General features: G+C 66.4%; 19 protein-coding genes. 9 read left to right on the plus strand and 10 right to left on the minus strand.

The window, feature by feature from the left end; genetic code table 11:
• Nucleotides 1–102 precede the first annotated feature (102 nt).
• On the plus strand, nucleotides 103–1413 hold the full coding sequence (locus tag QZ471_RS11475) for an SGNH/GDSL hydrolase family protein (protein WP_295463761.1): 1311 nt from the start codon (nucleotides 103–105) through the stop codon (nucleotides 1411–1413).
• A gap of 10 nt (nucleotides 1414–1423) precedes the next feature.
• Here QZ471_RS11475 and QZ471_RS11480 read toward each other — a convergent pair whose 3' ends face one another.
• The 3 genes from QZ471_RS11480 to paoA are packed head-to-tail and all read right to left on the minus strand — an operon-like array spanning nucleotide 1424 to nucleotide 5302.
• Entirely contained in the window at nucleotides 1424–3646 is a 2223-nt protein-coding gene (locus tag QZ471_RS11480; protein WP_295463763.1) for a xanthine dehydrogenase family protein molybdopterin-binding subunit, read from the minus strand.
• Nucleotides 3647–3656: 10 nt separating this feature from the next.
• Nucleotides 3657–4637, minus strand: a complete 981-nt coding sequence (locus QZ471_RS11485) for a xanthine dehydrogenase family protein subunit M (RefSeq protein ID WP_295463766.1) — start codon at nucleotides 4635–4637, stop codon at nucleotides 3657–3659.
• On the minus strand, nucleotides 4634–5302 hold the full coding sequence (gene paoA, locus QZ471_RS11490) for an aldehyde dehydrogenase iron-sulfur subunit PaoA (RefSeq protein ID WP_295463767.1): 669 nt from the start codon (nucleotides 5300–5302) through the stop codon (nucleotides 4634–4636). The genes QZ471_RS11485 and paoA overlap by 4 nt, the downstream gene beginning before the upstream one ends.
• 318 nt (nucleotides 5303–5620) lie before the next feature.
• Here paoA and QZ471_RS11495 point away from each other — a divergent pair, with 318 nt between their 5' ends.
• The 3 genes from QZ471_RS11495 to QZ471_RS11505 are packed head-to-tail and all read left to right on the plus strand — an operon-like array spanning nucleotide 5621 to nucleotide 9356.
• Nucleotides 5621–6151: a (2Fe-2S)-binding protein gene (locus QZ471_RS11495; protein ID WP_295463771.1), complete on the plus strand. Its 531-nt coding sequence runs from the start codon at nucleotides 5621–5623 to the stop codon at nucleotides 6149–6151.
• The gene (locus QZ471_RS11500; RefSeq protein ID WP_295463774.1) at nucleotides 6148–7134 is read left to right on the plus strand and encodes a xanthine dehydrogenase family protein subunit M; all 987 of its coding nucleotides are present in this window, start codon (nucleotides 6148–6150) and stop codon (nucleotides 7132–7134) included. The genes QZ471_RS11495 and QZ471_RS11500 overlap by 4 nt, the downstream gene beginning before the upstream one ends.
• A complete protein-coding gene (locus QZ471_RS11505) occupies nucleotides 7131–9356 on the plus strand; it encodes a xanthine dehydrogenase family protein molybdopterin-binding subunit (RefSeq protein WP_295463787.1) in 2226 nt (741 codons plus the stop codon). The genes QZ471_RS11500 and QZ471_RS11505 overlap by 4 nt, the downstream gene beginning before the upstream one ends.
• 236 nt (nucleotides 9357–9592) lie before the next feature.
• Here the strand turns inward: QZ471_RS11505 and QZ471_RS11510 are convergent, their stop codons facing one another.
• Nucleotides 9593–9772: a hypothetical protein gene (locus QZ471_RS11510; protein WP_295463789.1), complete on the minus strand. Its 180-nt coding sequence runs from the start codon at nucleotides 9770–9772 to the stop codon at nucleotides 9593–9595.
• A gap of 217 nt (nucleotides 9773–9989) precedes the next feature.
• Here QZ471_RS11510 and QZ471_RS11515 point away from each other — a divergent pair, with 217 nt between their 5' ends.
• Entirely contained in the window at nucleotides 9990–10475 is a 486-nt protein-coding gene (locus QZ471_RS11515; RefSeq protein WP_295463792.1) for a GNAT family N-acetyltransferase, read from the plus strand.
• Between the two features lie 74 nt (nucleotides 10476–10549).
• On the opposite strand, the gene QZ471_RS11520 is transcribed toward QZ471_RS11515, so the two are convergent.
• Genes QZ471_RS11520 through purM form a run of 3 tightly spaced genes read right to left on the minus strand, consistent with a single transcriptional unit; the run spans nucleotide 10550 to nucleotide 13002 of the window.
• Complete coding sequence (locus QZ471_RS11520; RefSeq protein ID WP_295463795.1) at nucleotides 10550–11263, minus strand: DUF3108 domain-containing protein; 714 nt, start codon at nucleotides 11261–11263, stop codon at nucleotides 10550–10552.
• A 15-nt stretch (nucleotides 11264–11278) separates the two neighbouring features.
• Nucleotides 11279–11944, minus strand: coding sequence for a phosphoribosylglycinamide formyltransferase (purN, locus tag QZ471_RS11525; RefSeq protein ID WP_295463797.1), 666 nt, complete (start codon nucleotides 11942–11944; stop codon nucleotides 11279–11281).
• Complete coding sequence (purM, locus tag QZ471_RS11530) at nucleotides 11941–13002, minus strand: phosphoribosylformylglycinamidine cyclo-ligase (protein WP_295463799.1); 1062 nt, start codon at nucleotides 13000–13002, stop codon at nucleotides 11941–11943. Before purM ends, purN begins: the two co-directional genes overlap by 4 nt.
• A gap of 269 nt (nucleotides 13003–13271) precedes the next feature.
• On the opposite strand from purM, the gene QZ471_RS11535 reads away from it, so the two are divergent.
• Both QZ471_RS11535 and hda read left to right on the plus strand, forming a co-directional pair.
• Nucleotides 13272–14342, plus strand: coding sequence for a DUF2066 domain-containing protein (locus QZ471_RS11535; protein WP_295463801.1), 1071 nt, complete (start codon nucleotides 13272–13274; stop codon nucleotides 14340–14342).
• A 97-nt stretch (nucleotides 14343–14439) separates the two neighbouring features.
• The gene (gene hda / locus QZ471_RS11540) at nucleotides 14440–15144 is read left to right on the plus strand and encodes a DnaA regulatory inactivator Hda (RefSeq protein WP_295463802.1); all 705 of its coding nucleotides are present in this window, start codon (nucleotides 14440–14442) and stop codon (nucleotides 15142–15144) included.
• A gap of 15 nt (nucleotides 15145–15159) precedes the next feature.
• On the opposite strand, the gene wrbA is transcribed toward hda, so the two are convergent.
• Both wrbA and arsC read right to left on the minus strand, forming a co-directional pair.
• On the minus strand, nucleotides 15160–15759 hold the full coding sequence (gene wrbA, locus QZ471_RS11545; RefSeq protein ID WP_295463803.1) for an NAD(P)H:quinone oxidoreductase: 600 nt from the start codon (nucleotides 15757–15759) through the stop codon (nucleotides 15160–15162).
• Entirely contained in the window at nucleotides 15756–16109 is a 354-nt protein-coding gene (gene arsC / locus QZ471_RS11550; RefSeq protein WP_295463804.1) for an arsenate reductase (glutaredoxin), read from the minus strand. Before arsC ends, wrbA begins: the two co-directional genes overlap by 4 nt.
• Before the next feature lie 91 nt (nucleotides 16110–16200).
• On the opposite strand from arsC, the gene QZ471_RS11555 reads away from it, so the two are divergent.
• Together QZ471_RS11555 and QZ471_RS11560 are read left to right on the plus strand one after the other, a co-directional pair.
• Complete coding sequence (locus tag QZ471_RS11555; RefSeq protein WP_295463805.1) at nucleotides 16201–17454, plus strand: YihY family inner membrane protein; 1254 nt, start codon at nucleotides 16201–16203, stop codon at nucleotides 17452–17454.
• The gene (locus QZ471_RS11560; RefSeq protein WP_295463806.1) at nucleotides 17451–17738 is read left to right on the plus strand and encodes an acylphosphatase; all 288 of its coding nucleotides are present in this window, start codon (nucleotides 17451–17453) and stop codon (nucleotides 17736–17738) included. Before QZ471_RS11555 ends, QZ471_RS11560 begins: the two co-directional genes overlap by 4 nt.
• A gap of 16 nt (nucleotides 17739–17754) precedes the next feature.
• Here the strand turns inward: QZ471_RS11560 and QZ471_RS11565 are convergent, their stop codons facing one another.
• On the minus strand, nucleotides 17755–19461 hold the full coding sequence (locus QZ471_RS11565) for a proline--tRNA ligase (protein WP_295463807.1): 1707 nt from the start codon (nucleotides 19459–19461) through the stop codon (nucleotides 17755–17757).
• Nucleotides 19462–19605: the final 144 nt, after the last annotated feature.

The following is a 19605-nucleotide window of genomic DNA, read 5'->3' on the forward strand; positions in this document are numbered from 1 at the left end:
GTGCTCCTGTGAATCTGGTTCATCAATGCTATTCCAGGAGGCAGTCTATTCGTCTTTGGTGGCCAACGGCAGGATAGGGTTTTCCCGCCCTGGAGCCTGACGATGGCCGTTCCTCCTGTTTCCCCGAGCCTGGCGAAAGCCGGTTCGCTGCTGTGCACCCTGGTGTTGGGTCTGTTGGCCGGCGAGGCTGTCGGGGCTGGCGAAGCCGTGCGTCCTACCCACTGGGTGGCGACTTGGCAGGCCAGTCCCCAGCCGGTCTGGACGGAGGATTTCCTCTTTCCCACGCAGTTGCCGCCCGTCCTGCACGACCAGACGGTACGCCAGGTCGCGCGGCTGAGCCTTGGCGGCGAACGGGTGCGGGTGCTGTTTTCTAATGCCTATGGCCGGCAGGCCGTTACCCTCGGGCCGGTGACCCTGGCGCTGCCGGCCGCGACGGCGGGCAGTGTCGCGGCGGACAGCCTCAAGGCGGTGACCTTCAGCGGCCAGCCCACCTCGATCATTCCCGCGGGCGGCGAATTGCTCAGCGATCCCGTCGCCCTATCGGTCGCGGCTTTGGCCCAGGTCGTCGTCAGCTTCTACCTGCCACGGCCCACACCCATGACCACCTTCCACTGGGATGGCCGGCAGACCGGCTGGATCGTGCCGGGTGATCGAACCCGCACTTTTCACCTGGAGAGTGGCAAGACCCTCGCGACCACCGCGCGACCGCTGCTGGCGGGTATCCAGGTAGAGACGGCCGCGCCTGGGCGCAGCGTCGTGGTCATCGGCGACTCCATTACCGATGGCGCGACGGCCAGCCTGGATCGGGACCAGCGCTGGCCGGACGTCCTCGCCGAACGCCTGGCCCCCCAAGGCGTGGCAGTGGTCAACGCCGGTATCTCCGGGGCGCGGCTGCTGAGCGACGGCATGGGGGTCAAGGCATTGGACCGACTGGAGCGTGACGTCCTGGCACAGCCCGGGGTGGCCAGCGTCATCGTTTTGCTGGGCATCAACGACATCGCCTGGCCGGGGACCGCCTTCGCCCGTACGGCTTCGCGGCCGACCCTGGAGGAACTCATCGCCGGCTACCGACAGCTGATCCAGCGCGCCCACGCCCGGGGGCTCCGAGTCATGGGTGCCACCCTGACGCCTTTCGCCGGCGCGCTACCGGATACGCCCCTGGCCGACTACTACCAGCCGGCCAAGGAGGAACTGCGCCAGCGCCTCAATGCCTGGATCCGCACGGGCGGCGCCTTCGATGCGCTGCTGGATGCCGACGCCGCGTTGCGCGATCCCCAGCAACCGACACGGCTCGCGCCCGACTACGACTCCGGTGACCATCTGCATCCGGGCGACGCGGGCAATCGCGCCCTGGCCGCGGTGGTGGATCTGGCGGCGCTGCTACCCGAGATCGACAGCGCGCCGCAGCCCTGACAGCCAGACGTCAGGCCATCCGCAGCCCCGCCAGCACCTTGTCCACCGTCAGCGGATAGTCGCGGATGCGCACTCCGCAGGCGTTGTAGACGGCGTTGGTGAGGGAAGCCCCGGCACCGCAGATGCCCAGTTCGCCGACGCCCTTGATCTTCAGCGGATTGGCCTTGTCGTCCATTTCCGGCAGGAAGTGGGCCTCAATGGCGGGGATGTCCAGGTGGCTAGGGTAGTGGTAGTCGGCCAGGTCGTGATTGACGAAGTGGCCATGGCGGGTATCGATCACGCCCTCTTCGTGTAGGGCGCTGCCTACCCCCCAGATCATCCCGCCGAGCATCTGCGAGTGGGCGGTCTTCTCGTTGAGGATGCGCCCGGCGGCGAACACCCCGAGCATGCGTCTCAGGCGGATCTCACCGGTGATGGCATGCACCCCCACCTCGGCGAAAAAGGCCCCGTAGCCCTGCTGGGAATAGTCCTTGAGCGTCTGCCCCGGCTTGATCTCGCCGATGGCCAGGAGATCGTGCTGGCGGGCCAGTTCGGCGAGGTCGCGGCTGCCGTTGTCGGCGATCAGGCGACCACCGACGAAGCGCGCGCTGGCGGGGTCCAGGCCGGCTGCCTCGGCCGCTTTCAGACGCAGATTCTCGCAGGCGACATAGACCGAGGAACCGGAACTGGCGGCGCCAAAGGAGCCACCGGAGCCGGCGCCTGCCGGATCGTCGCTGTCGCCCAGCAGCACCTTGACCCGCTCTACCGGTAGCCCGAGGGATTCGCCAGCGATCTGCGCCAGGATGGTATAGGTTCCGGTGCCGATATCGGTCATGGAGGTCTTCACCGTCGCGGTACCGTCGGCTTCCAGCCGTACCCCGGCCTGGGACGGCCTGAGCATGTTGGCGCGACTGGCCGCGGCCATGCCCATTCCGACCAGCCAGTCGCCGTCACGGACCTGCCCTGGCTTGGCGTTACGCCGGTCCCAGCCGAAGCGGCGGGCGCCTTCCTGCATGCAGTCCACCAGCTTGCGGGTGGAGAAGGGGATGTGTTTTTCCGGGTCCTGGCTGGGTTCGTTGCGCAGGCGCAGCTCGATGGGATCGAGATCGAGCATCACCGCCAGTTCGTCCATGGCACTCTCGCTGGCGAGCATGCCCACCGCCTCGCCGGGTGCACGGCAGGAGCCGGATTCGGGGAGGTCCAACTCGACCATGCGGTGCGCCACCAGGCGGTCGTCGCCGGCATAGAGGGTGCGCGACGAGAGTCCGGTGGGCTCGTAGTAGGCGAGGCCGCGAGCGGAGTGGGACCAGCCTTCGTGAGCCATGGCCAGGAGACGCCCGTTGTTGTCGGCGCCGAGGCGAATGCGCTGCACCGTGGCCGAGCGGTGATCGGTGATCTGGAACATCTGCTGGCGGGTGAGGGTGACCTTCACCGGGCGGCCGATGGTGCGTGCGGCCATGGCACCGATCAGGGCGTCGGCATAGATCGGCAGCTTGCCGCCGAAGCCGCCACCGATGTAGCGCGCCACGATGCGGACGTTGTCCTTGGGCAACTGCAAGGTATTGGCTACGCAACTCTGTGCCTGCTCGACGAATTGGGTGGAGCAATAGATGGTCACCCGGTCGCCGTCCCACTGGGCGAGGCTGGCGTGGGGCTCCATCTGCGCATGTATGTGGTAGGGCGTGGTGTAGCGCTCGTCGAGCTTGACCGGGGCGCGGGCGAAGGCGGCATCCACATCGCCCGAAGCGGTATCGGTGGGCTGGTCGCCATCCGGCGGCTTCACCGCCTGACCGAGGTTGGCGGCCAGGTCGAAGACGCCCGGTTCGGCGGCATAGTCGATCTCCACCAAGGCCGCAGCCAGGCGCGCCTCTTCGAAACTCTCGGCCACCACGAAGGCCACCGGTTCACCGAAATAGCGCACCTGGTCGCTGTCCAGGTAGGGCTTGGGTCGGGTGAAGCGGGCGCTGTTGTCCGGCTCGCGCGCGGCCTGACGCGGGGCGTTGCGATAGGTCAGGACGCTGAGCACGCCCGGCGCGCCCTCCGCGGCCGAGGTATTCAGCCGAGCGATACGGCCCTTGGCGATGGTGGCGCCGACGATGAAGCCGTAGGCGACGCGATCGTTGCGGAATTCGAAGCTGTAGGGTGCCTGGCCGGTGACCTTGAGCAGGCCGTCGACGCGGTCGATGGGCTTGCCGATCAGACCGCCGCGATTCTCGTCGATCAGGTTGCGGCCCGCGGGTTCATTCATTTCCATGGGGCTGTCCTCAGGCCTGTTGGCGGGCATCGGCCACCCCGGCACGCAGCACGCGGCGGGTCAGCTCGAGCTTGAAGTCGTTGTGGCCATAGCCACGGGCGCCGGCGAGCAGGGCATCGCCCACCGCGGCCAAGTCGCTGTCCACCGCCTGGCCGGCGAAGGCCTGGTCGGCCGCCGCTACCCGCCAGGGCTTGTGCGCCAGGCCACCGAAGGCGGCGCGGCCGCTACGAATGCGGCTGCCGTCCAGCTCGACGATGGCCGCCATGGACACCAGGGCGAAGGCATAGGAGGCGCGGTCGCGCACCTTGCGATAGACCTGGATGCCAGGTGGCGGTGGGGGCAGGGTAACGGCGGTAATGAGTTCGCCAGGTTGCAGCACCGTCTCGATCTGGGGGGTAGCGCCGGGCAGGCGATGGAAGTCGGCGATAGGGATGCGGCGGGTGCGGCCAGTGGCTTCGCGGGTCTCCACCGTCGCGTCCAGCACCCGCATGGCCACCGCCATGTCGGACGGGTGCACGGCGATGCACTGATCGCTTGTGCCTATCACCGCGTTCATCCGATTGAAGCCGCCCAAGGCCGAGCAACCACTGCCGGGCTGGCGTTTGTTGCAGGGCATGGCGGTGTTGTAGAAGTAGGAGCAGCGGGTGCGCTGCAGGAGGTTGCCGCCGGTGGTGGCCTTGTTGCGCAGTTGCGCCGAGGCGCCGGCCAAGAGGGCGCGGGACAGCACCGGATAGCGCTCGCGCACCCGGGCGTCGGCGGCCAGGGTGGAGTTGCGCACCAGGGTGCCGATGCGCAGGCCGCCATCCCCGGTGGCACTGATCTGATCCAGCTTCAGGCGATTGATGTCCAGCACCTGACTGGGCGTTTCGATCTCCAGCTTCATCAGATCCAGCAGGTTGGTCCCGCCGGCGATGAAGCGGCTACCGGCCTGGGCCCCTTGGCGGCTGGCCTCGGCTTCGTTCTGCACACGCTGATAGTCGAAGACCCTCATGCCTGGCCCCCCGCCATCTGGATGGCCGCGACGATATTGGGATAGGCGCTGCAGCGGCAGAGGTTGCCGCTCATGCGCTCTCGGATCTCTTCTTCACTGAGCTTCATCGGGCCGTCGAGGCGCGCCGAGACATGGCTGGGCATGCCGGCCTTGACCTCGTCCAGCAGGGCCACCGCCGAGCAGATCTGCCCGGGTGTGCAATAGCCGCACTGGAAGCCGTCCTTGGCCAGGAAGGCCGCCTGCATCGGATGCAGGCGCTCGGCGTTGCCCAGGCCTTCGATGGTGGTGATGGCGTCGCCTTCGTGCATGGCGGCGAGGCTCAGGCAGCTGTTGATGCGCTGGCCGTTCACCAGCACCGTACAGGCGCCGCACTGGCCGTGGTCGCAGCCCTTCTTGGTGCCGGTCAGGTGCAGGTTCTCGCGCAGGGCATCGAGCAGGGTGGTGCGGCTGTCGACCTTGAGCCGGCGCGCTTCGCCATTGATCTGCAAGGTCAGCGGCAGTAATTGCGGCAGTCGGGCGGCAATGGCCTTGGGTGTCAGGGGCGCGCCGCCGCTGGCCTGGGCAAAGGCATAGCCGGGAATGGCGCTAGTCGCCACCAGCACCGCGGAGGTGCCGAGGAACTGGCGTCGCGACAGGCGCCAGCGTGCATCGGAGTCGGAGGCCATGGTCGGGTTCTCATCGTTGGGGGCACATCACGGGAGTTCTGATGACTGCCCCTTTGCCGATGGGGTTCAGGCCGCTAGTGCGCTAACGGACCAGGGCCCTTTGCCAGATATGTCCATCTCCCAGCAAAAGGCTCTAACGCGGCGCTTTCGCCGTTTAGCTGAACAGGGCTCAACGTAACGTTGAATACCGCTGGGCAGGGGTGCTGAACCGCTACAGGTCGAGGGCAGTCCTTTACCTGAGGTGGCCTTTCGCTGCCACCGCCTGATTCCGACCACGGGGGCAATCTGCACCCCGCGGCTTTAACCGTGAGGTCCGCCATGAACGCCACCCCCGCGCGCCAGCTCCCGCCCCTGGCCGAACCCGAGTCCCATACCATCGCCCTGACCCTCAACGGCAAGCAGCTGCAACTCGCCGTCGAGCCCTGGACCACGCTGCTCGACCTGCTGCGCGATCATCTCGATCTCACCGGCACCAAGAAGGGTTGCGACCACGGCCAGTGCGGCGCCTGCACCGTGCTGGTCAACGGCACCCGCATCAACAGCTGCCTGGCCCTGGCGGTCATGCAGGACGGGGCCGAAGTCACCACCGTCGAAGGCCTCGCCCAAGGCGACCAACTGCACCCCATGCAGGCTGCCTTCGTCGCCGAAGACGCCTTCCAGTGCGGCTATTGCACGCCTGGGCAGATCTGCTCGGCCATCGGCATGCTCAAAGAAGGTCACGCCCACAGCGAAGCCGAGGTGGCCGAGCAGATGAGCGGCAACCTCTGCCGCTGCGGTGCCTACCGCAACATCCGCACCGCCATCGAGCGGGCCCGCCCGGACTGCCAGCAAGGGGAGGGCCGCGAATGAACCGCTTCGGTTACGCCAAGCCCAATGCCGTCCCCGATGCCATCCGCCAACACGGCCCCCAGACCCATTTCATCGCCGGCGGCACTAACCTGCTGGACCTGATGAAGGAAAACGTCGAACGCCCTGAACAGCTGATCGACGTCAACGGCCTGCCGCTGCGTGAGGTCGAGACCACTGCCGAGGGCGGACTGCGCATCGGCGCCCTGGTGAAGAATGCCGAGGTGGCCTATCACCCCGAGGTACAGCGCCGCTATCCACTGCTGAGCAAGGCGATCCTCGCCGGTGCCTCGCCGCAACTGCGCAACATGGCCTCCACCGGCGGCAACCTGCTGCAGCGTACCCGGTGCTACTACTTCTATGACGTGGGCACCCCCTGCAACAAGCGCGAGCCCGGCTCGGGCTGCGGTGCCCGCGACGGCCAGAATCGCATCCATGCCATCCTCGGTCACAGCGAGCAGTGCATCGCCACCCATCCCTCGGACATGTGCGTGGCCCTGGCCGCCCTGGCCGCCCGCGTCGAGGTGAGTGGTCCCCAGGGTGATCGCGTCATCGACTTCGCCGATTTCCACCGCCTGCCGGGCGATACGCCCGAGCGCGACACCAACCTCGCCGCCGACGAACTCATCACCGCCGTGACCCTGCCGGCCGAGGGCCTGGCCGCCCACAGTGCCTACCTGAAGATCCGCGACCGCGCCTCCTATGCCTTCGCCCTGGTTTCGGTGGCCGCGGCGCTGGAACTGGACGGCGAGCGCATCAAGCAGGTCCGCGTCGCCCTGGGCGGCGTGGCCCACAAGCCCTGGCGACTGCCCGAGGCCGAACAGGCCGTCGTTGGCCAGGTGGCGGACAAGGCCACCTTCGGCCAACTGGCCGAGCTCCTGCTGCAAGGCGCCCAGGGCTTCGCCCATAACGCCTTCAAGATAGAACTGGCCCGGCGCGCCATCGTACGTGCCCTCACCGAAGCCGCCGGAGGTACCCTGCAATGACCGTCGTCCATCTGCAAAAAGCCGTTCCCCGCGTCGACGGTCCGCTCAAGGTCACCGGCCAGGCGCTCTATGCCGGCGAATTCAGCGTGCCGGACCTGGCCTTCGGCTTCGTGGTCAACGCCACCATCGCCAAGGGCCGTCTGCTCGATCTGGATGTCAGCGAGGCCCTGGCCCAGCCCGGGGTGATCGAGGTGCTCAGCCATCGCAATCGTCCGAAGATGGCCAGCTACGACGAGAGCTACACCGACATGGACGCAGCGGATGGCAAGCCCTTCCGACCGCTGTACAACGACCGCATCCTCTACAGCGGCCAGCCCATCGCCCTGGTGGTCGCCGAGACCTTCGAAGCCGCGCGCCACGCGGCTTCCCTGATCCGCGCTCGCTACAGCGAGGAAGATCACGCCACCGACCTGGCCAAGGCTCGTGACCAGGCCCATGAAGCGCCCATGGAGCTGCCGGACAATCGCGGCGATGCCCCGGCCGCCTGGGCCGCGGCGCCCACGCGCATCGAAGCCGAGTACCACTCCGCGGCGGAATTCCACAATCCCATGGAGATGCACGCCTCGACCGTCATCTACCACAAGGACGGCAAGCTGACGGTGCACGACAAGACCCAGGGCGTGCAGAACAGCGCCCAATTCGTCAGCAACATCTTCGGCCTGAGCGAGGGCGACGTGAAGGTCATCTCGCCCTTCGTCGGTGGTGCCTTCGGCTCCGGTCTGCGTCCCCAGTACCAGCTGGTGCTGGCGACCATGGCCGCGTTGCAACTCAAGCGCTCGGTACGGGTGACCCTGACCCGCCAGCAGATGTTCACCTTCGGCTATCGCCCCGAGACCTATCAGCGGATCAAGCTAGCCTGTGACCGCGACGGCAAGCTGCTGGCCATCGACCACAGCGCCCTGGGCATCACCTCGCGCTTCGAAGACTTCACCGAAATGGTGCTGGTCTGGTCCGCTTCGCTCTATGCCTGTCCCAACGTCAAGCTGGCTTATCAACTGGCCGCGCTGGACGTCTACACCCCGCTGGACATGCGCGCCCCCGGCGCCGTGCTGGGGGTCTATGCCCTGGAAAGCGCCATGGACGAACTGGCCTACGCCGCCGACATCGATCCGCTGGAGCTGCGTATCCGCAATTTCACCGACACCGATCCGGCCAAGGGCAAGCCTTATTCCAGCAAGGAATTGCTGGAGTGCTATCGCCAGGCCGCCGAGCGCTTCGGCTGGCACCAGCGCAGCATGGCGCCGCGCTCCATGCGCGACGGCAACCAGCTGGTGGGCTGGGGCATGGCCACTGGCGTCTGGGAAGCAATGCAGCAACCGGCCACGGCCAAGGCGGTGATGAACATCGACGGCAGCCTGGTGGTGGCCAGCGCTACCGCCGACATCGGCACCGGCACCTATACGGTGATGACCCAGATCGCTGCCGAGAATCTCGGCCTGCCGCTGGACAAGGTCACCTTCAAGCTGGGCGATTCCACCCTGCCCAAGGCACCCCTGGAGGGCGGTTCCTTCACCGTGTCTTCCGTGGGCACCGCCGTGAAGCTGGCCTGTGATCAGCTGCGCCAGCAACTGCTGGACGCCGCCCAGTCAATGGACGATTCGCCCTTGGCCAAGGCCGAATTGGACCAGGTGGTGTTCGCCGACGGCGGCATCAGCCTCAAGACCGATCCTGCTAAGCGCCTCGACTTCACCGCCATCCTCAAGGCCTCGGGTTCGCCGTCCATGGAAACCCTGGCCAGCGCCGAACCGGCGGAAGGGCGTGACGACTACGCCACCGGTACCCATTCGGCGGTGTTCGTCGAGGTGAAGGTGGACGAGGACTTCGGCACCGTCCGCGTCAGCCGCGTCGTCACCGCCGTGGCCGCGGGCCGTATCCTCAACCTCAAGACCGGTGAGAACCAGGTGGCCGGCGGCATCGTTTGGGGCATCGGCATGGGCCTGCAGGAAGAGGGGATGATGGACACCACCAAGGGGCGCTGGATGAACCACAGCCTGGCGGAGTACCACTTCCCGGTACAGGCCGACGTCCAGCAACTGGAGGTGATCTTCGTCGAGGAGCACGACGAGATCGTCAATCCGCTGGGCGCCAAGGGCATCGGCGAGATCGGCATCGTCGGGGTAGCCGCGGCCATCGCCAACGCCATCTTCCACGCCACCGGCAAGCGGGTGCGTGACCTGCCCATCACCTTGGACAAGGTCTTCGCTGACGAGCTGTTGCACTAGGAAGGTAGGCTGCCGTTGGGCTTCGCTGATGGAGCCTTCTCAGCCCAACTAAGCAACACCCGCCTGCAGCAGGCTACTCCCTCTCCCTTCGGGAGAGGGTTGTGGTGAGGGTATGTCGGGGTACCGCTGAACAGAGTGGCCTTGGGCTTTGCCGTCCGTACCCCATCCTGAAACGAAAAAGGCCCGCCTCCAAGAGGCGGGCCTTTTTCAGGCAGTCAATCAAGAAACCGGTCGACTCACTCCGCGTGCGACGCGCTGTCGTGCTCGATCTGTTCCTTGTATTCGAGGGCAGCGGCCTCGCTCTGGTAGACGCCGACCAGTTCACCTTCTTGCTTCACGTCCCAGAGATGCAGGCCCAAGCCACGGGCTTCGCGGGACATATGGTCTTCGTCACGTTCGGTTACGGTAATGGTCATGCTGTATCTCCTTGATCGAGCCCGCGCTACGGCTGGGCTTGATCCCCATACTAGAGCGTTTCGCTTGGGGACCAAGGCACGTCTCGGCAACAAGCTGTTACAACTTCTGCGACAATCCGCCGCAGTTTCCGCGGTCGTGGAGAGATAGCCCGGCCTCATCGCCAAGGGTGAAGCCGGCTCCGCGCCTTCGACTTCCTTTACCTTCGAGTTTCACTCCGTGACCACTCAGACAGCCAATGGCCTCCTGCGTCTCGCCACCCTGGCCGACGTGGAGGCCCTCTTCGCCATCCGCACCGCGGTGGCGGACAACGCCCTGACCCGAGGGCAACTCGCCGACCTGGGCATCACTCCCGACACCATCGCTACGGCCCTCGCCGCCGAACCCTGCGCCTGGGTGCTGGAATTGGGCGGGGAGGTGGTGGGCTTCAGCATGGTGGATCTAGCCGCCGGCGAGGTTTTCGCCCTGTTCGTCCGGCCCGACTGTCAGGGGCGGGGCATCGGTAGCCGGCTGCTGGCCGCCGCCGAGACGGCTCTGTTTCGCCGCCATGCCCTGATCTGGCTGGTCACCGATGGGGCCTCCTCGGTAGGGGCCAATGCCTTCTATGAGGCTCAGGGGTGGCGACGGGTCGCCCAACTGGAAGGCACGGATGTTCGCTATGAGAAGACCCGCATCCTCGAACGGGATGCCAGCGACATCGCCTGAAGGACGGCCATCGCGGGCTGAACCGGCAGAAAAGAAAACGCCCTCCGAAGAGGGCGTCGTGGTCAAGACCCGGATCAGTTGGCGCCTTTCACCGTGCGCCCATTGACCGTGCCTTCCTTGAGGCTGGTCTGGTATTCCTTGCCGTCGCTCTCCTGCTGGTAGAGACGCACCAGCAGATAGTCCCAGTCCTTGGCGAACCACAGCTCAGTCTTGCGGCTGCTCTTGGTGGGGTCGCGCACGCGCTCGACCTTGATGGCATCGAATAGGCCCAGCGGCGTACGGATACGCTCCGGACCTATGACGCGGAAGTCATAGGTATCGATGCTGTCGCCGTCGGCGATCTGGTAGCTCATGCTCTTCTTGCCGTCGGCGACGTCCTGTTGCAGCTTGAGCTGATAGGTCGACTTGTCCAGCAGGCCGCGATCCAGCGGCAGGGTGACCGGATCGTCCTTGTCCTTGCCGGTGACCTTCTTGGCGGCCCAGTCGAAGGTCAGCTCGCTTTCGCGGCTCTTGCCCAGCCCACTGCGTTTGTATTGGTAGGTATCCGGCAGGAAGGCGTCGCCCTCATGGCGGAAGGTACTGGACTCGCTAAGGCCGGCCACCAGCATGGAGGCCTCGAATTTCAGCTCCCAGCGGCCATCGGGCTCTTTCTCCAGCGAGCGCTCGGCAGAACCGCTGACCGGCATCTGCTTCCAGTCGGCGGTGTAGCTGGCCGTGAAGGGTTGCAGGTCGAAGGCGAAAGCCGACGCGCTGCAGAAGGCGGCCAGTAGGAACAACAGACGTCGCATCGAGTTCTCCTTGGTTCAGGAAAGGGAGGCCGTGGCCAGCTCAGGCAGGTTGGCCCCGGTCGGCGGCAAGGCCTGGCCGTCGAGCTCGGCACCCGCGGTGCCCAGCCGTAGACGACCTTCGGCATAGAGCCGCACGGCCACAGGATAAAGGAGGTGCTCGGCGGCGTGTACCCGTGTCGCCAGGCTTTCCGGCGTATCGTCGACCCGTACCGGCACCCGGGACTGCAAGGCGACCGGGCCGCCATCCAGTTCCTCGGTGACGAAGTGCACGCTGCAACCATGCCAGGCATCGCCGGCGTCGAGCGCCCGCTGATGGGTATGCAGGCCCTTGTACAGCGGCAACAGCGAAGGATGGATATTGAGCAGGCGACCCTGGTAGCGCCGCACGAAGGCTGGCGTGAGGATACGCATGAAACCGGCCAGGACCACCAGATCGGCGCCCTGGGCATCGATGCTGGCCGCCAGGGCCGCATCGAAGCTCTCGCGGTCGGCATGCTCGCGGTGATCGATCACCGCCGTGGCGATCCCGGCCTGGCGGGCCCGCTCCAGGCCATAGGCCTCGGCGCGGTTGGCGATCACCGCCGCGATCCGCACAGGCGGCCTCGCGGCGTCGATCAGGGCTTGCAGGTTGCTGCCGTGGCCGGAGATAAGCACCACCACGGCGCAGTCGGCTTGACTCATCCGTGCTGTTTCAGATTGTTCAGCACCACCTGATCGGCTCCCGCGGCGGCCTGTTCGATACGGCCGATCACCCAGGGCTGCTCACCCTCGGCACGCAGTACGTTCAGGGCGCCTTCGACCTGGTCCTGGGCCACGCAGATGACCATGCCCACGCCGCAGTTCAGCACGCGGTGCATCTCGGTCTCGTCGACGTTGCCCTGCTGCTGCAGCCAGTCGAATACCGCCGGACGCTGCCAGCTGGCCACGTCGAGCACCGCCTGGGCACCCTCGGGCAGTACGCGCGGGATGTTGTCCAGCAGGCCGCCGCCAGTGATATGGGCCATGGCCTTGACCGCGCCGGTGTCCTTGATCAGCTTGAGCAGCGGCTTCACGTAGATGCGGGTGGGCGCCATCAGCAGGTCGGTCAGCGGCTGGCCGTCGAGCTGGATGTTCTCGATGTCGGCACCCGCCACCTCGATGATCTTGCGGATCAGCGAATAGCCATTGGAGTGCGGGCCGGAGGAGGGCAGGGCGATCAGGGCGTCGCCGGTGGCCACCTTGGAGCCGTCGATGATCTCGGACTTCTCCACCACGCCGACGCAGAAGCCGGCCAGGTCATAGTCTTCGCCTTCGTACATGCCGGGCATCTCGGCGGTTTCGCCGCCTACCAGGGAACAGCCCGCCTGCTCGCAGCCGGTACCGATGCCGGTCACCACCTGGGCGGCGACGTCGACGTTGAGCTTGCCGGTGGCGTAGTAGTCGAGGAAGAACAGCGGCTCGGCACCGCAGACCACCAGGTCGTTGACGCACATGGCCACCAGGTCGATGCCGATGCTGTCGTGCTTGGCCAGGTTCATGGCCAGACGCAGCTTGGTGCCGACGCCGTCGGTGCCGGAGACCAGCACCGGCTGGCGATAGCCGGCCGGGATCTCGCACAGGGCACCGAAGCCCCCCAGGCCGCCCATGACTTCCGGGCGGGCGGTGCGCTTGGCGACGCCCTTGATGCGTTCTACCAGAGCCTCACCGGCGTCGATGTCTACACCGGCGTCCTTGTAGCTCAGCTGGGGTTGTTTGCTCATGAATCCTGGCCTTTAGCGAATGGCGAAACGAGCCGGCTGGCGCCAGCCGGCGATGAGGCGGGCGATTTTATCAGAAGCCGTGCCAAAGCACGCGGTCAGCCGTGGCCTCCGGTCAGGGACGGGATGGCACCCGGCCACCTGGGTGTGGTCACAGCTTGGCTGCCGTGCTCGTGCTCAAGCGGGTCGTCTTCGCGCTATCGGCGCAGGCACCTTGCCCGCGAGACAGGCGGCTTTTAAGGTATGCCCCTTGCCCTCTCTATGGAATCACCATGCGCCGTCTCGTCCTTTCGTTGCTCGCTTCGCTGCTGGTCCTGAGTCCGCTGGCCCGCGCCGAGGTGGTCGACAATCTCTATCAGGTCCGCGAGCCCGTGACCTCGCAGCAGCCGGACGAGCGCAACGCCGCCTTGAAGCGCGCCTTTCAAGTGCTCGCCACGCGACTCACCGGCAATCCCCAGGCCGGCCAGAACCCTGGCCTGGCCGGCGCCCTGGCCACGCCGGAATCCCTGATCACCCAGTACGGCTATGACGCCGGTCCGCCGGAAGTGCTGGTCGTCAACTTCGACCCAGCTGCCGCCGAGCGCGCCCTCGGCCAGGCCGGGCTGTCGGTGTGGGGTGCCAATCGCCCGGTGGTGATGATCTGGTGGCTCAACGATGTCGACAGCGGCGCGACCCTGGTCGGCGATGGCCAGCCCGCCAGTGCCGGCGTGCAGCGCGGCGCCCAGCGGGCCGGCCTGCCGATCCGTCTGCCCATCGCTGACCTGAGCGAGCAACTGGCTGGCACTGCCGCCAACATCGACGCCAAGGATCCCACCGCCTTGCGCCAGGCCTCCGAACGCTATGGCGCCAATGCCCTGCTGGCCGTACATGCCAAGCCCCAGGGCAATGGCTGGCAGGCTCAGTGGCGCCTGTGGAACGGCGGTGCCGCCGAGCAGGGCAGCAGCGAGGCGGCCGACCAGGACGCCCTGGCGGCGACCGTCCTGCAGGACGTCGCTTCGCGGCTGTCGAAGAAATTCGTCTCCCGTCCGGGCACCACCCAGCCGCTGACACTGGTAGCCGACAACTCCAACTTCGAGCGTTATGCCCAGTTGCAGAAGATGCTCGAACCCCTGTCGAGTCGGCTGGTGAAGGTCGAGGGCACCCAACTGACCTACGACCTCACCGCCAACCCCGATCAGTTGCAGGCGCAACTCGGCCTCGCCGGCCTGCAGCCCGCCTCCGCACCGGCTGCTGCTGCGCCTACCGCGCCAGTGGATGCGAATGCCGCTCCGAGCGCCCCTACGGCCCAGCCGGCCCCGGCTGCCCAACCCGCCCGGACGACCCTGTATTTCCGCTGGCCATAGGGGGAAGCCGTTACCGCTGAAGAGGCTGCTGCGAGGGAGCCGGGTTTTGGTTAGACTTGGCGCCCTCGCGTAACTGCCAAGAGCCGTTCCAGCCGGCATGATGCCTCTACAGCTGCCCCTGGGCATTCGTCTGCGTGACGACGCCACCTTCGTCAACTACTACCCTGGCGCCAATGCCGCGGCGCTGGGCTATGTCGAGCGTCTGTGCGACGCCGATGCCGGCTGGACGGAAAGCCTGATCTATCTCTGGGGTGGCGCGGGCGCCGGGCGCAGCCACCTGATGCAGGCGGCCTGTCACCGGCTGGAAGAATTGGGTGGCCGAGCCATCTACCTGCCCATGGGCGAATTGGCCGACTACGGTGTGGAGCTGTTCGACAACCTCGAACAATGCGAGCTGGTCTGCCTGGACGATCTCGACGCCCTGGCCGGCCAGCGCCGCTGGGAAGAGGCGCTCTTCCACCTGTTCAATCGCCTGCGCGATGCCGGCAAGCGGCTGTTGATCTCCAGTACCGCCGCGCCGCGGCACCTGCCGGTGCAACTCCCCGACCTCAAATCGCGCCTGACCCTGGCACTGGTCTTCCAGTTGCGCCCGCTGTCCGACGAAGACAAGCTGCGCGCCCTGCAACTGCGGGCTTCCCGCCGCGGGCTGCACCTGACCGACGAGGTCGGTCGCTTCATCCTCTCGCGCAACACCCGCAGCATGGATGCGCTGTTCGACATGCTCGAACGCCTGGATCAGGCCTCGCTGCAGGCGCGGCGCAAGCTCACCATTCCCTTCGTCAAGGAAATCATGGGCTGGTAGCCGCGCCGTCTGTGGCTACTTCTGCAACTTGCTCGCCAGCATTGCCAGGCGCTTGCCCATGGCCCGGCACAGGGTGATTTCCTGCTCGTCCAGCGCCCGCTTGCCATCGGCACCAGCGAAATGGCTCGGTCCATAGGGCGTGCCGCCGCCCTTGGTTTCCAGCAAGGCGCTCTCGCTGTAGGGCAGACCGGTGATGAGCATGCCGTGGTGCAAGAGCGGCAGCGCCATGGACAGCAGGGTGCTCTCCTGGCCACCGTGCAGGCTGGCGGTCGAGGTGAAGACCCCGGCGGGCTTGTCCACCAGGGCGCCGGTCAGCCAGAGGCTGTTGGTGCCATCGAGGAAAAACTTCATGGCGGCGGCCATGTTGCCGTAGCGCGTCGGACTGCCCAGGGCCAGGGCTGCACAGCCGCGCAGGTCATCGAGGGTCGCATAGACCGCACCCTGCTCGGGTACCGCCGGGGCAACGGCGGTGCACTCGGCGGAGACCGCCGGCACGGTGCGCAGGCGGGCGGTCAGGCCACCCATTTCCACCCCACGGGCGACCTGGCGGGCCATTTCGGCGGTGGCGCCGTGGCGGCTGTAGTAGAGCACCAGGACATAGGCTTCGGGGGTCATTGCAGGATCTCCAGGACACGCTCGGGGGGGCGACCGACGACGGCGCGTTCGCCGCACACGGCGATGGGTCTTTCGATCAGCTTGGGGTGTGTGACCATGGCCGCGATCAGGGCTTCGTCGTCCAGCGCCGGATCGGCGAGGTTCAACTCGCGATAGGCGTCCTCGCCGGTACGCAGCAGTTGGCGCGCGCCCAGGCCCAGCTTGGCGAGCAGCGCGCGCAGGGTCGCGGCATCTGGCGGCGTTTCCAGATAGGGAACCACGGACACGGCTAGCTCGCGGCTTTGCAAGAGCTCCAGGGCCGCGCGCGATTTCGAACAGCGCGGATTGTGATAGAGGACGATTTCACTCATGGGCGGATCCATAGAAGGTAAGATGCCCATTGTAGCGGGTTGGCGGGGAGCGCCGCGCCAGCCCTTGACCGTGCCTTTCGAGGAACCGCCAATGCCGGCCCGCTTGCGTGAACTGTGGTCCTTCGTGCGCTATCTCGCCGACCGCTTCATCGAGGACCGCGCGCCCAACAATGCCGCGGCCCTGACCTACACCACCCTGTTCGCCGTGGTCCCGGTGATGACCGTGACCTTCGCCATGCTCTCGGCTATCCCCGCCTTCCAGGGGACGGAAGGCCAGATCCAGGCGTTCATCTTCCGTAATTTCGTGCCTTCTACCGGGGCGACGCTGGAGGAATACCTGCGCAATTTCATCGAGCAGGCACGACACCTGACCTGGCTCGGCGTGGCCCTGCTGGCGGTGACCTCCTTCTTCATGCTGGTAACGGTGGAAAAGACCTTCAACGATATCTGGCGGGTGCGTATCCCGCGGCGTGGGGTGTCTAGCTTCCTGCTGTATTGGGCAGTACTGAGTCTCGGCCCGCTGCTGCTCGGCGCCGGCTTCGCCATGAGCACCTACCTGGCCTCGGTGGCCCTGGTGTTCGGCTCCTATGGGATGTCCGGCGCCCAGGTGCTGCTCAAGGCGACCCCCCTGCTGTTCAGCATCGCCGCCTTCACCCTGATGTACGCCGCCGTACCCAATACCCGGGTACCGTTGCGCCATGCGCTGATCGGCGGCGCCCTCACCGGCGTGCTGTTCGAGGCGGCCAAGAGCCTCTTCGGTCTCTATGTCTTCTACTTTCCCGGCTACCAGTTGATCTACGGTGCCTTCGCCACGGTGCCGCTGTTTCTGGTCTGGATCTATGTCTGCTGGCTGATCGTGTTGCTAGGCGCCGAAGTGGTGTGCAGCCTGTCCACCACCCATCACTGGCGCCGCGCGCCCTTGCCGGCCTTCTTCGTCCTGCTGGCCGTGCTGCGTGCCTTCCTGGAGCGACAGCAGAGTGGTTCCAGTCTGCATCTGGGACGGCTGCACGATGTCGGTTGGAAGCTTCCCGAGCATGAATGGCACGCGGTGCTGGCCTTTCTGCAACAGGAGCGGCTGGTGTGCCAGAACGGCAGCGGTCACTGGGTGCTCTGCCGCGACCTGCATGGTTACGCCTTGCTGGATTTGCTGGATCGCTCGCCCTGGGCGCCGCCGGCGGCGGACTGCTGGCCGGCGGCCGAGCGTTTTCCCGGTGACTGGTATCCGCAATTGCAGGAGGCCTTCGCGCGGCTGCAGGCGGAGCGTTCCCAGATCCTGGCAGGCAGCGTGGCCCAGTGGCTGCAGGTCACACCGCAATTGGAAGAGCGGGGAGCAACCAGGGGATGACTAGCTTATTAGCACGGCGTGCCCTGATCAGTGGCCGCGTCCAGGGCGTCTACTATCGCGAGAGCACGCGGCAGGAGGCGCAGCGACTGGGCGTCAGCGGCTGGGTACGGAATCTGGCGGATGGCCGGGTGGAGTGCCACCTGGAAGGTCCGGTCGAGGCACTCACCCCTATGGAGCGCTGGCTCTGGCAGGGGCCAACAGCGGCCTCGGTGACCGAGGTGCTGCTGGAGGAGGTGGCCTGCGAAGGCCTGACCGACTTCCAGGTCAGGCGCACGGACACCTGACCTGGAGCGGTAGCCCTTAGCGGGCCTTGAGGAAGCCGACGATCTCGGCCAGCGCGACATTCTGGCTGTCGCTGTCGGTACGACCCTTGTACTCGACCACGCCTTCGTTCAGACCACGCTCACCCACCACCAGGCGATGGGGGATGCCAATCAGCTCCATGTCGGCGAACTTCACGCCGGGGCTGGTCTTCTTGTCCCGGTCATCCAGCAGCACATCGAAACCTGCCGCTTTCAGTTCGGCGTAGAGACGATCGGTCGCCTCCTTCACCGCGGCGTTCTCGTACTTCATCGGCACCAGGGCGACCTGGAAGGGCGCCAGGGCGGCCGGCCAGCGAATGCCGCGCTCGTCGTGGTTCTGCTCGATGGCGGCGGCCACCACGCGGGATACGCCGATGCCGTAGCAGCCCATGGTCAGGGTGGTCGGCTTGCCTTCCTCGCCCAGGACCGACAGCTTCATGGCCTCGCTGTACTTGGTACCCAGTTGGAAGATGTGGCCCACTTCGATGCCGCGCTTGATCACCAGGGTGCCCTGGCCATCCGGACTCGGATCACCGGCCACCACGTTGCGCAGGTCGGCGACCTGGGGCAGCGGCAGGTCACGCTCCCAGTTCACGCCGAAGTAGTGCTTGTCTTCCTGGTTGGCGCCAATGCCGAAATCGCTCATCAGGGCGACCGAGCGATCGACGACGCAGGGGATCGGCAGGTTCATCGGGCCCAGGGAGCCAGGGCTGGCGCCGATGGCGGCGCGGATCTCGGGCTCGGTGGCGAACACCAGGGGGCTCGCCACCTCGGGCAGGTTGGCCGCCTTGATTTCGTTCAACTCGTGATCGCCGCGCACCACCAGGGCGATCAGGGTGCCTTCCTCGGCGCCGCGGACCACCAGGGTCTTCACGGTCTTCTCGATGGCCAGGCCGAATTTTTCCACCAGATCAGCGATGGTCTTGGTCTCGGGGGTATCGACCAGACGCAGTTCTTCGGTGGCAGCGCCGCGTGCGATTTCCCGCGGCAGGGCTTCGGCCTTCTCGATGTTGGCGGCGTAGTCGGAGCTGTCGCTGAAGACGATGTCATCTTCGCCAGAGCTAGCCAGCACATGGAATTCATGGGAACCGCTGCCGCCGATGGAGCCGTTGTCCGCCTGTACCGGGCGGAAGTTCAGGCCCAGGCGGCTGAAGACGTTGCAATACGCCTGGTACATGGCGTCATAAGTTTCCTGCAGCGAGGCCTGGTTCAGGTGGAAGGAGTAGGCGTCCTTCATCACGAATTCGCGACCACGCATCAGACCGAAGCGCGGACGGATCTCGTCGCGGAACTTGGTCTGGATCTGGTACAGGTTGATCGGCAGCTGCTTGTAGCTGTTCAGCTCGTTGCGCATCAGGTCGGTGATGACTTCCTCGTGGGTCGGGCCCACGCAGAAATCGCGCTGGTGGCGATCCTTCAGGCGCAGCAGCTCGGGGCCGTATTGCTCCCAGCGGCCGGATTCCTGCCACAGCTCGGCGGGCTGGATGGCAGGCATCAGCACTTCCAGGGCGCCCGTGGCGTTCATTTCCTCGCGGACCACGGCTTCCACCTTGCGCAGCACGCGCAGGCCCAGTGGCAGCCAGGTGTAGAGACCCGAGGCCAGCTTGCGAATCATGCCGGCACGCAGCAGCAACTGGTGGCTGATCACCACGGCATCGGACGGAGTTTCTTTGAGGGTGGACAGCAGGAACTGGCTGGTACGCATGGCTAGGCGGTCTGTCGGCATCGAGACGGGACCGGCATTGTACGGTGGGGTGGGGCAGGGCGTACAGGGACGCGGGCGGAGCCGGGCGGAAGCCGGAAAAGCAACAGCCCGGCGGAAGCCGGGCTGCTGGATCGTACGAGGTAC

This window comes from uncultured Pseudomonas sp. (genome assembly GCF_913774235.1).
Taxonomy (GTDB): Bacteria; Pseudomonadota; Gammaproteobacteria; order Pseudomonadales; family Pseudomonadaceae; genus Chryseomonas.

What these genes read in the sequence shown, in the direction of transcription:
- QZ471_RS11555 (WP_295463805.1), top strand. Translation starts at nt 16,201, where the DNA reads ATGCCGGCCCGCTTGCGTGAACTGTGGTCCTTCGTGCGCTATCTCGCC.
- QZ471_RS11565 (WP_295463807.1), bottom strand. Translation starts at nt 19,461, where the DNA reads ATGCGTACCAGCCAGTTCCTGCTGTCCACCCTCAAAGAAACTCCGTCC.
- QZ471_RS11500 (WP_295463774.1), top strand. Translation starts at nt 6,148, where the DNA reads ATGAACCGCTTCGGTTACGCCAAGCCCAATGCCGTCCCCGATGCCATC.
- purN (WP_295463797.1), bottom strand. Translation starts at nt 11,944, where the DNA reads ATGAGTCAAGCCGACTGCGCCGTGGTGGTGCTTATCTCCGGCCACGGC.
- QZ471_RS11520 (WP_295463795.1), bottom strand. Translation starts at nt 11,263, where the DNA reads ATGCGACGTCTGTTGTTCCTACTGGCCGCCTTCTGCAGCGCGTCGGCT.
- purM (WP_295463799.1), bottom strand. Translation starts at nt 13,002, where the DNA reads ATGAGCAAACAACCCCAGCTGAGCTACAAGGACGCCGGTGTAGACATC.
- QZ471_RS11485 (WP_295463766.1), bottom strand. Translation starts at nt 4,637, where the DNA reads ATGAGGGTCTTCGACTATCAGCGTGTGCAGAACGAAGCCGAGGCCAGC.
- QZ471_RS11510 (WP_295463789.1), bottom strand. Translation starts at nt 9,772, where the DNA reads ATGACCATTACCGTAACCGAACGTGACGAAGACCATATGTCCCGCGAA.
- QZ471_RS11505 (WP_295463787.1), top strand. Translation starts at nt 7,131, where the DNA reads ATGACCGTCGTCCATCTGCAAAAAGCCGTTCCCCGCGTCGACGGTCCG.
- arsC (WP_295463804.1), bottom strand. Translation starts at nt 16,109, where the DNA reads ATGAGTGAAATCGTCCTCTATCACAATCCGCGCTGTTCGAAATCGCGC.
- paoA (WP_295463767.1), bottom strand. Translation starts at nt 5,302, where the DNA reads ATGGCCTCCGACTCCGATGCACGCTGGCGCCTGTCGCGACGCCAGTTC.
- QZ471_RS11535 (WP_295463801.1), top strand. Translation starts at nt 13,272, where the DNA reads ATGCGCCGTCTCGTCCTTTCGTTGCTCGCTTCGCTGCTGGTCCTGAGT.
- QZ471_RS11475 (WP_295463761.1), top strand. Translation starts at nt 103, where the DNA reads ATGGCCGTTCCTCCTGTTTCCCCGAGCCTGGCGAAAGCCGGTTCGCTG.
- QZ471_RS11560 (WP_295463806.1), top strand. Translation starts at nt 17,451, where the DNA reads ATGACTAGCTTATTAGCACGGCGTGCCCTGATCAGTGGCCGCGTCCAG.
- QZ471_RS11480 (WP_295463763.1), bottom strand. Translation starts at nt 3,646, where the DNA reads ATGGAAATGAATGAACCCGCGGGCCGCAACCTGATCGACGAGAATCGC.
- QZ471_RS11495 (WP_295463771.1), top strand. Translation starts at nt 5,621, where the DNA reads ATGAACGCCACCCCCGCGCGCCAGCTCCCGCCCCTGGCCGAACCCGAG.
- wrbA (WP_295463803.1), bottom strand. Translation starts at nt 15,759, where the DNA reads ATGACCCCCGAAGCCTATGTCCTGGTGCTCTACTACAGCCGCCACGGC.
- hda (WP_295463802.1), top strand. Translation starts at nt 14,440, where the DNA reads ATGATGCCTCTACAGCTGCCCCTGGGCATTCGTCTGCGTGACGACGCC.